The organism is Spiroplasma endosymbiont of Sarcophaga variegata (assembly GCF_965178695.1).
GTDB lineage: Bacteria > Bacillota_I > Bacilli_A > Mycoplasmatales > Mycoplasmataceae > Spiroplasma > Spiroplasma poulsonii.
In genome coordinates this window covers 511,456-526,010 of the sequence record NZ_CBCXVU010000002.1, presented here as the reverse complement: position 1 = coordinate 526,010, position 14,555 = coordinate 511,456, and the positions used below count along the sequence as shown (strand labels likewise).

Annotated in this window: 14 protein-coding genes; 11 read left to right on the top strand and 3 right to left on the bottom strand. The window is 27.3% G+C overall.

The window, feature by feature from the left end:
• Positions 1-253: 253 nt before the first annotated feature.
• The 3 genes from ACOBME_RS04515 (at position 254) to ACOBME_RS04505 (ending at position 3,579) form a co-directional block, all read left to right on the top strand.
• Complete coding sequence (locus ACOBME_RS04515) at positions 254-1,180, top strand: hypothetical protein (RefSeq protein ID WP_338964306.1); 927 nt, start codon at positions 254-256, stop codon at positions 1,178-1,180.
• A gap of 26 nt (positions 1,181-1,206) precedes the next feature.
• The gene (locus ACOBME_RS04510; protein WP_419334436.1) at positions 1,207-1,908 is read left to right on the top strand and encodes an ABC transporter ATP-binding protein; all 702 of its coding nucleotides are present in this window, start codon (positions 1,207-1,209) and stop codon (positions 1,906-1,908) included.
• A gap of 687 nt (positions 1,909-2,595) precedes the next feature.
• A complete protein-coding gene (locus tag ACOBME_RS04505; RefSeq protein WP_419334433.1) occupies positions 2,596-3,579 on the top strand; it encodes a hypothetical protein in 984 nt (327 codons plus the stop codon).
• A 70-nt stretch (positions 3,580-3,649) separates the two neighbouring features.
• On the opposite strand, the gene ACOBME_RS04500 is transcribed toward ACOBME_RS04505, so the two are convergent.
• Together ACOBME_RS04500 and ACOBME_RS04495 are read right to left on the bottom strand one after the other, a co-directional pair.
• Positions 3,650-5,035 carry a YitT family protein gene (locus tag ACOBME_RS04500; protein WP_338964300.1) on the bottom strand — a complete coding sequence of 462 codons (1,386 nt, stop codon included), beginning with the start codon at positions 5,033-5,035 and terminating at the stop codon, positions 3,650-3,652.
• Positions 5,036-5,343: 308 nt separating this feature from the next.
• Positions 5,344-6,306, bottom strand: a complete 963-nt coding sequence (locus ACOBME_RS04495; protein WP_338963247.1) for an IS1/IS1595 family N-terminal zinc-binding domain-containing protein — start codon at positions 6,304-6,306, stop codon at positions 5,344-5,346.
• A 109-nt stretch (positions 6,307-6,415) separates the two neighbouring features.
• Here ACOBME_RS04495 and ACOBME_RS04490 point away from each other — a divergent pair, with 109 nt between their 5' ends.
• From ACOBME_RS04490 to ACOBME_RS04460, 7 genes are all read left to right on the top strand, one after another.
• Positions 6,416-7,204, top strand: coding sequence for a hypothetical protein (locus tag ACOBME_RS04490; protein ID WP_419334430.1), 789 nt, complete (start codon positions 6,416-6,418; stop codon positions 7,202-7,204).
• Between the two features lie 42 nt (positions 7,205-7,246).
• Entirely contained in the window at positions 7,247-7,555 is a 309-nt protein-coding gene (locus ACOBME_RS04485; protein ID WP_419334428.1) for a hypothetical protein, read from the top strand.
• 80 nt (positions 7,556-7,635) lie between these two features.
• The gene (locus ACOBME_RS04480; RefSeq protein ID WP_419334426.1) at positions 7,636-8,622 is read left to right on the top strand and encodes a fructose-bisphosphatase class II; all 987 of its coding nucleotides are present in this window, start codon (positions 7,636-7,638) and stop codon (positions 8,620-8,622) included.
• A 19-nt stretch (positions 8,623-8,641) separates the two neighbouring features.
• A complete protein-coding gene (locus tag ACOBME_RS04475; protein ID WP_338964296.1) occupies positions 8,642-9,433 on the top strand; it encodes an aldo/keto reductase family protein in 792 nt (263 codons plus the stop codon).
• A 141-nt stretch (positions 9,434-9,574) separates the two neighbouring features.
• A complete protein-coding gene (locus ACOBME_RS04470) occupies positions 9,575-9,853 on the top strand; it encodes a hypothetical protein (protein ID WP_419334424.1) in 279 nt (92 codons plus the stop codon).
• Between the two features lie 285 nt (positions 9,854-10,138).
• Positions 10,139-10,261 carry a hypothetical protein gene (locus ACOBME_RS04465; protein ID WP_338964290.1) on the top strand — a complete coding sequence of 41 codons (123 nt, stop codon included), beginning with the start codon at positions 10,139-10,141 and terminating at the stop codon, positions 10,259-10,261.
• Between the two features lie 170 nt (positions 10,262-10,431).
• A complete protein-coding gene (locus ACOBME_RS04460; RefSeq protein ID WP_338964287.1) occupies positions 10,432-11,271 on the top strand; it encodes a hypothetical protein in 840 nt (279 codons plus the stop codon).
• 20 nt (positions 11,272-11,291) lie between these two features.
• On the opposite strand, the gene ACOBME_RS04455 is transcribed toward ACOBME_RS04460, so the two are convergent.
• Positions 11,292-12,155 carry a Cof-type HAD-IIB family hydrolase gene (locus tag ACOBME_RS04455; RefSeq protein WP_338964285.1) on the bottom strand — a complete coding sequence of 288 codons (864 nt, stop codon included), beginning with the start codon at positions 12,153-12,155 and terminating at the stop codon, positions 11,292-11,294.
• 187 nt (positions 12,156-12,342) lie between these two features.
• Here ACOBME_RS04455 and ACOBME_RS04450 point away from each other — a divergent pair, with 187 nt between their 5' ends.
• Positions 12,343-14,484, top strand: a complete 2,142-nt coding sequence (locus ACOBME_RS04450) for an ATP-dependent Clp protease ATP-binding subunit (RefSeq protein WP_338964283.1) — start codon at positions 12,343-12,345, stop codon at positions 14,482-14,484.
• The last annotated feature ends 71 nt before the right edge of the window (positions 14,485-14,555 follow it).

Sequence of the window (14,555 nt, the reverse complement as noted above, 5' to 3'; positions counted from 1 at the left end):
AAAATAATGATTTAAATAATATAATTACCGCTAAGGAGCAGATAACATTAACAAATGATGATTTAGGTTTTTTCAAACATATATTAATACATTTATGAAATTACAAAATCATAATATTAATACTACGTCTATTAAAACAGAATTAATTAGTAAGATTGATGAAGTGTTAACAGAAGGTGATTATAAGAATATTGGATTAATCACACGCTTATATGAATTAAAAAGTTAGTTAATAGGAACTGATGATAAAGCAATGATGATTGATTCATTATACAAGTATAGTAGTGATATTCGTGATAAAGTTAAAAATAATTTGCAAAATATGATTTTGATATTAGAAAAAATGCGAAAAAGAGACCCAGCAGAAATATCACATTTAATTTCTCGTTGTCATACGTTAATTAACCGCATGAGTAGTTTTAGTCTTGATAACAAGGAAAGTATTATTAGTTTTCTATTTGAAGTAATTCAATTTAAGGATGCAGTTATTATTCAATTAACTAATATGATAAATAATTTAATTAATATTGCTAGTGATGAAAAATATAATATTATTAAAATTAAATTGGAACAAATTAAAATTTTACAAAATAAAGTTAAAGATTTAAAAGCCGAAATTGCTATTGCGCAAATTGGAGTATCAGAACCAGGGTCCTATTATTGAGATGATTTTTATGCAAAGAGAAAAACTAATTTTAATTGATTACGATACTATCAACCAAAACTGCAAAAATTATTTTTTTATTATAATGTTTATCATGGTCAAAATGGCTGAGCCTGATGAGTAGAAATAATGATGAATAATTCTCATGCAATATCTTATTGACATTTACCAAGTTTTTATAATGATCTTAGTGATGATTTTACTAATAGTTCAATTTGAATTAATTTAGGTGAAACAGAGAAAAATTCTCGTGGTTGATGAGTATATAAAGATGCCGGTATTAAATTTAAAAATAACAATGGTTTAATAGAGGAAATTAAAGGATTTACTATTGAAAATGTAAATGATATTGGTATTTGAGGAAATCAATATTTGGAAATTAAAAATTTTAAAACATGATTTTATTTAAATAAAAAATATACTGAACAAACATTAGCAAATTTAAAAGAGCAATTAAGAAAAGTATTTGATGGTATTAACAAATTAGAAAATGAAATAAAACTATTAGAAAATTAAAATTTAGAAGAAAGGAATTTTAAAAAATGACTAAAGTTAGATGCCAAGCATTATCTTTTGGATATAAACATAAAGAAATTCTTAGTGGTATTAATTTAAATATTAATGATGGGCAAATTATTGGGTTGGTTGGCCCTAATGGAGCAGGAAAAACAACCTTAATTAAAATTATTTTAGGACTGATTAAAAAAGATCAGTCCTTAAAATATGATGATTTTTTTATTGATGCAAAAAAAACTGGTTTTGCCCCTGCCAATAGTTCTTTTGATCGTAATACAAGCGTAAAAGATATTTTATTTTATCAAGCTTTTATTACAAAAATTAATTATCAAAAAGCAAAAGAACTAATTCCAAAAGTACTAGAATATTTTCATTTGACTGAACATGCACACAAAAGTTTTGTTAAGTTTTCAAGTGGAATGAAAAAGAAGTTTTTATTAGCTTTAAGTTTAATTAATGACCCGGATTTATTAATTTTAGATGAACCAACCGCTAATTTAGATCCTGATACTAGAAAACAAGTTTATGAGTTAATTTTTAAATTGCATCAAAGAAATCCTAAAATAACAATTATTATTGCTTCCCATATTTTGTCAGAATTAGAATCTTTAATTAATTATGTTGTTATTCTTAATAAGGGCAAAGTTTTATATAATAAAAATTTTGATTATAAACAAGAAAATCTTGAACAATTATATTATAGTCAAGTTGAAGAAGTTAAAAAATAAGATGAGAAAAAGGAGTTGTTTTTTAATGAGATTATGATTATTTTTATTTAAAAAAAATTTTAAATCAAAAATAATATGATTATGATTACTTTTTGGTTTTGTTATCACTATGACTTTTTTACTTTTTTCTTTTTAAATTATCAAGAGGTCATCAAAAGTGGGGCAGCAACTCTCATTATGGTCTTTTTTCGAATAATATATTTGATTTTTATTCCAATTTTTGTTACGTACTTAATTATTGTTAATTTTAAAGAAGAACAAAATAATGGAATTATTTATTCTTATGTGCTTAATTTTAAATATCGAAGTAATTTAATATTTTTTAAACTAACCTTTTTTTATTGTTTTAGTGCTTTATTTTTTACAATTCTAATGTTATTTCCGAGTACTGTTTTAACCTTATTTTTGCAGACTACTGGTGCTTATGATTATTTTGTTTATTTAAAATTTTATTTTGTAATTTTATTATATTTAATATTGCTAGTTCCATTAATTTTTCTCTTTTGTTTTATTACATCAAAACTTTTTGCTTTAACTTTTATTACTTTTCTTAGTTTACTTTGTACTGCTTTATAATGAATTTTACCTTTAATACCATATGTTACTAATAGTAATTTAATTTTCTTAAAACAGTATCGACCATATACAGAACGTTATCGTGGGACTGAACAGATAGAATTCCAAACTTTGGATTTAAGTTATATTAATATTAATTATTTGTTAGTTTCAGAAAATAAATATTATTTGGATTTATTAGATAGTTTAGAACAAAATAATTTAGATAAAAATATTAAAGCATTTTATCAAATGAGTAGTTATATTATTAATTCACCGTTAATTAATAATGAAAATATTATTAATACATTTGTTCAAAATGTTAAAAATAATTTAGAATATAGTGATGAAAACAAAATTTATAATTTTGTTTTCATTAAAGGTAGATGGTTAAAAGCATTTGATTTTGGGATAAAACTAAATATTAATCCCTGAAATAATCAATTATCAATTCCATTATATCGAAATGGTTACATTAATAATGATTTAGTTTTAAATCAAAGCACTTATGTCAACACTATAAAAGAACAATTATTAAAGATCTTTGAAAAAGAAAATGAATTTAACCAGTTAAATAATTTTTTTAAAAAAGGGGAACAATTAAAATTAAAATTTTCAGAAATTAATAATTTAATTATTGAAAACAATTCTTCATTTTTTGAACAGTATTTCTCCTATTTAATTATTAATCATTCAGCTTTTTTAAGAAATATTTTTAATACTATAAATGAAGCGTTTGCTAAACAACCGGAATTACAAGAAAAAAACTTACAAGAACATGTTTATATTAGTTCTAGCGCCTGAAATGCATGAGGAGGGTATATTAGCAAAATTGTTAGAAATGTTTATTTTGTTGATCACTTTGAAATTACATTGAAACAACTAATTGATCCTTATACATTGTGGACATTTGCGCAGGGTTCTTTTCCAACTCAAGTTTTATATGATGTGCATAAAGTAAACAATAATTATTATGAATATGATTTTAAAACAATGGCTCCCAATAATAAAAGAAGTTTAATTGGAACATTAACAACATTGTTTGTTGTAAATGCTTTTGCAACGGGATTATTGTGTTATTTATTTAACCGTTATAAATTTATGGATCATAGTTAAAATATTATTGTAATTTTTAAAGTAAATAAAATATCACCCAGACGGGTGATATTTTATTTTAAGAAATAATTTAATTATCATTATGCGGCATGTGTTTAATTTTATAAGTTGTTTGGGCACGAATAATGGCATCATTATCAGCTAATAAAATCGTTTCTGCAATCCGTTTAAACATTGTCAAAGGGATGGTAATCATTACCATATAAGCATTGTCTTTGTATTTATCATTATAATTTGTAGTAACTTTTCATAATGCATTATGAGCAAATCCATTTTCTTTCAAACGAGTAATAATGACTTCTGGTTTGTCACTAATAATTAATAATGATGTGTTTTTGTAACGAGGGAAAACTTTATTTGAAACAATACCACAAATAATAATTACCATAAAGGCCGCAAAGAATGGTGCTGAGAAGTAGTAGGTTGCAAAAGAAGGATTTGGTGTTGGTGTTTTTACTGCATAGCTCATTGCTCAAGTAATAAGCATTAAAATTGTATTAACAATAATTGAAATATTACCAACTGGTTTTTTCTTTTTGCGTGAAATATAGTTATTAACAAAATCGGTTCCACCAGGACAAGCATCAGCAGTATATAGAAATCCAAAGGCAATTCCATTTAAAATTGCGGCAATTAATCCAAAGAAGAAAATCCATAAATCATGAACTGTTGTATCGGTAATTTTATTTAAGTCTTGTAAGAAATGAAAATCATTGGCATTAATATAAGGAATGCCATGATAAGATCCAACCCCATTTAAAATAATATGAAACACTGTTTGAGCAATCATAAAAATAATAGTATTAATGGTAAAACGATGACTGACAAAAAATCAGCTAAAAATAATTAAAGGAATGTTATTAACAATGTAAAAAACATAATACATTAAGTTTGCATTATTAATATTATCGCTATTTAATGGTTGAAAAATATATTGCGCAAAAATTCTTCCTAATGCTCCAATTCCGGGTGGCAAAACTTTTGATGGTGATAAGAAATAATCAAAAGCAATTGTACAAATGAATCCAGCTAAAATAAGATAAATGTAACCTTTAACTTGTGTTTTTTTCAAATAATTTCTAAGCTCTAAAGAAGTTTCCTGTTTAATTATTTCTTTTTTATTAATGTTACGAATTTTTGTAATTCGAACATCATCATCAAGACCTAGTTTGTCTTCAATATTGATTAATTGTTCTTCATATCCAACAATTTTATTAACAAAACGATGTACCATTGTTATTTCCTTTGAATTTAATTGTTCTAATTGTAACTTTAACTTAAATTCTTTGGTTTGATCAGGGTGTTTTTTTAATCATTCTAATTTTGCTAATAATTGTTGTCGTGATTCGTGTGTTTGTTGTGTATAATGTTTTAATAATTTTTCTGCATGTTTGATATTTTTTTTAATTATTTCATATTCTTCATAGTTACTAATTTTATGTCTTTTATTTTTCATTATTTATGAATCTCCCATATCATATATATTTTCATTATTATTATATTCCTACTTTAAAAAAAATAAAAAAAAGTTGAAAAAATTTAACATTTAGCGCTATTGGGTGTAAGATATAACTAATAATTTTAAAGGAAATTATAAATTATGTGATAATATGTAGTAAAAAAGATGGGATCAGGTAGTTATAAAAATGATGAATGCAAAAGAGCTTTAATTTTGTCGAAAACTCTTGATGAAATAAAAAAAATCATCAATATGACAATTTGAAAACTAATTTTGTGTAAGATTATGATTTTGCTTTAAATTTTTTAAACGTTAAAATATAATACCGTTGATTGTTGGTTTGGTGTTAAACCTTTGTGTTGGTATTTTCATTTTCAGAGCTTTAAATAATTTTGAATATTAGTGAAACCCAAACCATGATAATGAATTAAGGCTTCTTTAAGACTGGATTGTAATTTACTAATCTTATTTAACTTTTGATAACTAGTATCAGGGTTTGTACTAGTTTTGGTGGAATATAGAGTAGAATTTGTTTGTTTTGCTACTAATAAATATAGTGGTTGCATATCAGAAATAATTATTGATTTTTCTTTAATTAGTTGCTTATTCATATTTTCAATAATCCATTGTTTTTGTAATCTTTTGGTATTGGTGGATTGAACAAAAATATTATTATTGCTATCAACTGCCATTTGAATACAGCATTTGGTATCAGTTGAAAATGGATCGAGATGAGTTTTTCGTTTATCAAATTTATCTTTAAAATTGCCTTTATGAATTTCTTTAATAAATGTTTCATCCATTTGGATTTGACCATTTAATTTTTTAAATTTTAACTGTGTATTTTCTAATTGTTTTGATTGCATTAATTTTTGTCGATTATATCAAGCGGTTTTTGGGGTTGTTTTAATAAAACGAGAAATTATTTTACTAGATTGTCCTAACAATGAAATTTGAATTAATAAATTTCACTGTTCATAATTTAAATGACTTCAATAAGTAAAATGATGACGAAATGCATCAAAACTAGCACGACATTTTTTACATAAATATTTTTGTTTTCCTTCGGAATTATGACCATTTTTAACACAATGAAAAGATTTGCAATTAGGACATATAATGCCTTTATCTCTAAATTTTTGATCAATTTCATTTAAACGTTTTTGTTTTTTAATTAAGTCTGCTTGTTGTTTTATTTTTTCATAAAATTCTAAAAATTGATCATCTGTTAAGCTATTTATTAATTCTGTAATTATTTTTTTCATCATTTATTTACCTCTATATATTAAAAATATACCTAATTTTAGGTATATTTTATAAATATCAAGAGTTTTCGACAAAATTAAAGCAAAAGAGAGCAATAATGCAGAAGAACATTTGTTAAAATTAGAGAAAACAAAAAATGATTTAGATTTAATTCGGATAAAACGCCGAATTATTTTAGGGATTGTATATGGATTAATTTCAGCGGTTGGATATTCATTTGTACCGCTAATGTTATATATGATTCCTGAACAAGGACCTTATGGAAACTTAGCATCACCAATTAATACAACATTTTATGTTACAATCCAAGAAATAATGGCGATGTTTGTAATGTTTATTTTTTATAAAACAAAAAATTTTATTAATTTTTTTAAGATGTTGCATCATAAAGAAACATGACTAGTTGTTTTATATGGATTTTTGGGTGGACCAGTTGCGATGGTATTTTTCCAGTTATCAGTGTTATTAACAATTAATCATCTTGGGCAAACTGATGGAACAGTGCCTGGATTGTTATTAAACTTAAATGTTATTTTAGCTGGGGTTGGAAGTGCAATTTTCTTCCGTGCTCGTCAAAGTAAATACACTTGAACAGCATTAGCAATTTCAACATTTTTGATTTTGGGAATGTCAATTCATTTTGCAATTGATGAAGGTTTAACGTGATCATCAATTGGGGGAATGTGTTTAGCCTTAATAACAGCTGCTTTCTATGCAATGGAAGCGTTGGGAATGTCACATTTAATGAGTTATTCCAAAATTAATTTTACTAATTATGAAACAGTTTCAATTAAAACAGGGTCTTCAGCATTATTAATGTTATTATTAGGAACACCAATTGCGGCTGTTGCTTCGCATCAAAATTTTTTTGAAGGTTATAAAATATTTACTAACTTTTAATATTATGATTATGCTTTAATTTTTATTTTTGGTGGAATTATTATGGGTAGTTCACGTATGTTATATTATGCTTGTTTAGCAATGTCAGGGCCAACCTATACAACATCAACCCAATTATTAATGTTATTTTGAACACCAATTTGACAGTACATTTTTATTGCTGCTAGTGTTCCAAACCAGATTTTACAACCAACTTTATACTATTGAGTATGTATTGTTCCAATTGTTTTTTGTACCTTTGTTATTTCCAGCAATGAGTTTTTGATGTATGCCGGCAAGGTTGGCTGGAAGCGAGCCTTTCACGAATTGTTTGGAAAACTTCCAAAAGAATCAAATGAAAAACATTCATAAAAATAAAAATGTAAGTTACTTTACATTTTTATTTTTGCAATTATGTGATTAAATATTAATAGCAAGCAAAGGAATGAACAATGGAAACAAATAGTCTTTTATTTTTACGCGCAGTCCAGTTAGCTGTGATTGCTGCATATGAATTAGTTGGCAAGAATGATAAAAATATGTTAGATCAAAAAGCGGTTGATATCATTAATAAGTTATTAACAAATAATGATGTTAAAGCAAAAATTGCAATTGGCAAAGGTGAACTTGATGCAGCACCAATGTTGTATCAAGGACAAACTTTTTCCCATCAACAAGCAATTACAATTGATATTGCTGTTGACCCAATTGAAGGAACAGCTCCGGCCAGTAAAAATGAACCGGGTTCAATCCCGTGTATTGCTATTGCTAAAATTGATACAATGTTACAAATTCCAGAAATGTATATGGAAAAATTATTTTTATCAGAAGACTTAGGAGCAACAATTGATTTTTCTCAACCGATTGAGAAAATATTATTAACTTTATTAAGTATCAAACAAAATTTATTATGTATTATTTTAAATAAACCTCGTCATCAAGCAATTATTAAGACAATGAAAAAACTAGGAATTTATGTCGAATTAATTAATGAGGGAGATGTTTTGGGGGCGATTGATGTTGTTTTAAAAAAAGCTGATTTTTTATATGGCATTGGTGGTGCACCAGAAGGTGTTCTAATGGGCGCGTTAGCAATTGCAACTAATTATAAAATGTTTGCGCGTTTAACAGCATATGAACAAGTTTGGCCAAACGAAAGTGAAACTCAAGACCGAATGAAGATTGAACAACAAGCTTTGGCGCACAAAAAAATTAGTTATGATACAATTTTTTCTGAACGAGACCTAGTTGCTGATGAAGAAGCAATGTTTTTTGCAGCTATTTTAACGGGAGGAACTGTTTTAAAACCATTACAAATTATTGATCATAAATATGTTGTCCATTCTTTTGTTGGGTACAATAATATTTATCATCAAATTATTTCAAAATATCCCGTAACAAGTAATGTTCAGGATTTATTAAATAAATATAGTAAATAATCTAAAGGGGGTTAGGAAGATGCCATTTCGTTTAGAAAAGATTGCATTTGGGACTTTATTTTTGAAAAAAGAAGAGGCAATTATTAATGCCTTGCAAAATGGTTATAAAATTATTGATACTGCTAAAGTTTATCAGAATGAAGAAATGGTTGGGCAAGCAATTAAAAAATATTTAATTACTAATAATGCAAAACGAGAAGATGTTATTATTGAAACAAAAATTTGATGCGATGACATTGAAGCAGGGAAGACAACAACGGCAGTATTGGGAGCGTTAAAACGCCTAGATGTGAATTATTTGGATATTGTTTTAATTCATCGCCCAAATATGAATTTTCATAAAACAATTAAAGCTTATGTTGAATTATTACAATGTAAAGCACAAGGTTTAATTCATATTGTTGGTGTTAGCAATTTTGATAAAGATATGATTGAAGTCTTATTTGAAAAAACAGGGATTTATCCCAACATTAATCAAATTGAGTTTAATCCCTTTAATCAACGGTGAGACCGGGTACAATATTGTCAAGATAAAAATATTTTAGTTCAAGCATATTCACCAATCACAAAAGTTTTAGAAAACCAAATTCTAATTACGGAAGCAAAAAAATATAATTGTACTGTTTCCCAATTAGTCTTGGCATGAATCAAATATTTTAGTATTCAACCAATTGTGAAAGCAGAGACATTACAACATATTAAAGAGAATAATGGTTTTGAAAAACTTAAGTTAACAAAAAAGACAATTCAACTGTTACAAAGCTTAAATATGTATGAAAATGTTTATGCTGAAACATTTGATGGAATTTAAATTAACAGTAATATTAAATTTATTAGTTGATAGACTGAGAAGGGAAAAGTAATAAAGTTATTTTTCTTTTTTTAATAATTATGTCGTTATCCTAGATAATGTTATAATATTACTATAATGGTTTCATAATGGAGGGATATAATGGCAAAAAAAACAATGGCTGAAATTTTAGCAGCAGCTAAAAAAGCAAAAGCAGAAATTGATGGTGATCAATATGCGACTGAAGGTGAATATTTTAATCCTAGTAATTTAACATTAGAACAAAAGTTGAAATTACGAAAAGCAGCAAATAATCCAAACGATCCAAATTATCATATTTGATTGCAAATTAATCAAGAAAAGCAAACTTCTGGTTGAGTTAAAATTGATAAAAAGAAAATAAAAGATTTATCAGAAGATGATGACGATAATAATAATTAGTATTTTTCTTTACTAGAAAATAGTTTTTTGTATTCAAATGCTAGAATCAAAATGGTTATTAGAGAACTCTAATAGCCACTATCATCTTGTTTATATTAATGTTTTAACATCCGTTTTGTTTCGGGTGTTTTTTATATTAAACTTTTTTAAGAACCCTATGGTAGTATCCATATGGCGTAAACCTTTTAATTTAAGGCGTTTTTTGGTATAATTATAAAAAGTGGGACGTAATATTTTATCAATTTTTAATTATAACAAAACTAATCTTGTTAAAGGGGAATGGTTATGAAGAAAACAAAAAATATTACAATGATTACAATTTTAATTGTGAGTTTAGGGCTAGCGGTGTTGTTTGCCTGATTGTTTTGAAGTGTTTTAAAAGGCGATAATGAAATTAATTATGCTTAATATAGTAAATGTTTATTATATGCTGAACATAGTAACCAAAAAATAGATTTAACCCGCAAAATAATAACCAATTAGTAAGTGCCACCTTTAAAAACTTTGCGCATGCAAATGGTAAAATAAGACAACTTAGTACCAATGACTTAGCTTTTATTAAACGTTGTGAAAATAATATGCTTTATCAAGCAAACCCTAAAGTTGTAGCAGCATTTAATCAAAAAAAAGCATTGTCGCATTTTAAAACAATTACTGATGTTGTTAATGGTTTAACAAATAATAAGATTTATCCATACCAATTAGAAAAAATGGTATTAACGTTAGATTATAAAGAACAAGCACCGTTCCGTAATAATTTAATTGACTTTGCCAATTTGTTTGTTAGTATTTTTGGCGCAGCCGTTTTTAAAAAATTAATCTATAATTTAGAAATTAATAATAGTATTGGTCAATATGGTACAGTAAGTAATAACCAAGTTTTAGCTTTTACAAAACTAAAAGGAAATGGAAATGATTTAGCACAATGTTTAGTGTTTACGGAACATTCACTGCAAGCGCGAATGAGTAAAATTCAATATCAAATTGGATTTCATTCAACCGCAACTAATATTTCAACTATTGTTTATGAAATAGGACATGCGATTTCAAATTATGCTTGAGTTTGACCAAATAATCGTCTTCGTTTTAATCATAATATTACACCAGCAACTGGGCGTTGTACACCAACTAAAGATAAGTCATTAATTAATATTCGTGGGTTTATGTATAGTCCAAATGATTCATTAGTTCGTTATTTAGGAAAACAAGTTGGCATTAGTAATAATGCACCGTTTCAACAACAATTAGAGGCTTGGGCATTTATTCAATCTGGTTATGGTCGGACAGGTGGTAACGCAGAATTATTCGCCGAAGGTTTTGCCCAATGGTTATTAACGCCAGATGATCAAAAGGGTTTAAATTGACAAATTCTTAATGATTTTTATGGGACATATTTTAAAAACTATTATTTAATTTAAAAAAGGGCATTAGCCCTTTTTTATACGTTTTCACCGTTTAGTAATTTTTCTAAATAATCACCAACGCCACCTTCATCATTAGTTAAGTGGGTAATTCCACGCGCATTAGTTTTTAAATTATCATTACCATTTTTCATTGCAACGCCATAACCAACATTTTGCAATAATTCTAAATCATTCATTTCATCACCAAAGGCGATAACATCACGAATATCAACATTATAGTATTGGGCTAAAATATCAGCTGCAAATCCTTTTGAAACAAGTTTATTCGTAATATTAATCATTGTTTGACTTTGTTTGCTGCTATAGTGGCCAATATTAATTCGAACAGAGTTCTTAAAGTTTTCAAACATTCTTAATACTTCATCTGTTTTATTAGTTCCGTTTAAATATAACGCCATATTACTAGCGGGACCTTTTCAAGAATTGTAAGGGTCGGCAATAAAATATTCATCATCAGCCACATCATCAAGATGGAAGTAGTTTTCAATTGCCTCATCTTTTTTTCAACAAATTGCTTTATCATAATGTTCAATTAAAACATTTTCAACATTGCCTCTAACATCGGGATGATTAATAATACTTATAATTACATCATATGCAATTGAGAAAACTAATCGTTTAAATTCACGTTTTAAGGGGTCATGAATATGACCACCATCAAAATTTGTTAATAATGTATCTAATCCTAATTCACGATAAAAGCGAATACTTGCCCGGTGGGGGCGCCCAGTAATAATACATACTTTATGGCCAACATTAACAGCTTTTTTAATTACTTCTTGTGTTTTTGGATGGATTGTTTTACCATCATTCATTAATGTTGTCCCATCTAAATCAATTAAGATTAAACGTTTTTTATCTAGGTGTTGTAATTTCATTGGTACTCCTTTCTAAAAATATGCTTTTTTTCTTCTCCCCTTACTTCTTATTATATCTAATATTTTTGTAATTAAATTATTTTTAAAATTTTAGCACTATTTAGTTGACTTTGCTAACAACTATGATAAGATATAAATATCAAATTAGCAAACAGAGAGTGAGAGTGCTAAAAAAGGAGGGTACTTTATGGAATTTGCACAGCAATATGAACTAGGAAAAGATCCAAAGGTTCTTGAAAAATTTACTAAAAACCTTAATAAAGAAGCAATTGCTGGAAAATTAGATCCAATTATTGGACGTGAAGATGAAATTAACCGGGTAATCCGAATTTTATCTCGTAAAACAAAAAACAATCCCGTTTTAATTGGAGAACCAGGGGTTGGGAAAACGGCAATTGTCGAAGGATTAGCTCAACGAATTGTTAAAGGTGATATTCCTAGTAATTTACAAAATAAAACAATTTATGAATTAGATATGGGAGCCTTAATTGCAGGAGCTAAATTTCAAGGAGAATTTGAAGAACGTTTAAAAGCAGTGATGAATAAAGTAAAAGAATCTAATGGTGATTTTATTTTATTTATTGATGAATTACATTTAATTATTGGGGCTGGTAAAACCCAAGGAAGTATGGATGCTAGTAATTTACTAAAACCAATGTTGGCTCGTGGTGACTTACACTGTATTGGTGCGACAACATTAGATGAACATCGTTTATATATTGAAAAAGATGCTGCTTTAGAACGTCGTTTTCAAAAAGTAATGGTTGTTGAATCAACAATTGATGAAAGTATTTCAATCTTACGTGGATTGAAAGAACGCTTTGAAACTTTCCATGGGGTTAAAATCCATGACAATGCTTTAGTTGCTGCTGTTAACTTGTCATCACGTTATATTACTGATCGTTTTTTACCAGATAAAGCAATTGACTTAATTGATGAAGCTTCTGCAACAATTAAAACGGAAATTGCATCGGTGCCAACCGAGTTAGATAACTTAAATCGTCGTGTTGTTCAATTAGAAATTGAAAAAGTTGCGTTACAAAAAGAAACGGATAAAGCTTCTAATGAACGGTTAGTTGATATTGCAAATGAATTAAAACCATTAAAAACAAAACAAGAAAAATTAGAAATTCAGTGAAATTCCGAAAAAGAAAGTATTACTAAATTAAAGAACTTAAAATCAGAAGTTGAACAATTAAAAAAAGAATTAGAACAAACACAATTACGCGGTGATTTTAATCGTGCGGGGGAAATTCAATACGCCTTATTACCAAAATTAGAACAACAATTACATGAGCAAGAAAAAAGTGCTTCTGAATCACACTTGTTAAAAGAAGATGTAACTGAGCGCAAGATTGCGGCAATTGTTGGAAAATGAACAGGAATTCCTGTTGACCGGTTAGTTGAAACCGAAAAAGCAAAATTACTGAATTTAAATAATATTTTGTGTAGTCGTGTTCGCGGTCAAAATGAGGCAATTCAAGCGGTTTCAGATGCGATTATTCGTAGTCGTAGTGGAATTAAAGATCCCAATAAACCAATTGGTAGTTTCTTATTTTTAGGACCAACCGGAGTTGGAAAAACTGAAGTTGCTCGTAGTTTAGCGTATGTTTTATTTAACTCAGAAAAACAGATGGTCCGATTAGATATGTCAGAATATATGGAGAAACATTCTGTTAGCAAGTTAATTGGTGCGCCACCAGGTTATGTTGGTTATGAACAGGGGGGGCAATTAACAGAAGCTGTTCGTCGTAGTCCATACTCAATTGTTTTATTTGATGAAATTGAAAAGGCCCATCCAGATATCCTGAATATTCTTTTACAAATTTTAGAAGATGGGCGTTTAACTGATTCATTAGGAAAAACGGTTGATTTTAAAAATACAATTATTATTATGACTTCAAACATTGGATCAGAATATCTATTGAATGAAAACAACGAAGGAGTTGGGCTGTTAATTCAAAAAGAATTGGCCAAAAAATTTAAGCCAGAATTTTTAAATCGAATTGATAATGTTGTAACCTTTAATGCTTTATCGAAAGAAGTGATTAAAGAGATTATTGAAAAAGAATTATCGGAACTAACTCAGCGCATTGAAAATAGTAAAAAAATTCGGATTACTTATTCAGAAGCAGTTTTAGAAAAAATTTTAAACGAAGGATATGATCGTGAATTTGGAGCTCGTCCAATTAAGCGTTACATTCAACGAAACCTTGAATCATTAATTGCACATGCTATTATTTCCGAAGAAGTTCAAGAGGGAAAATCATATACGATTGATGTTGCTAATAATGAAATGGTCATTAAAAACAGTACAAAATTAAATTAGCACTTGCATTCTTAGAATGATAATTTATAATATTATTGTTATCACTATTTAGTGTTAATTGCCAAATTTAG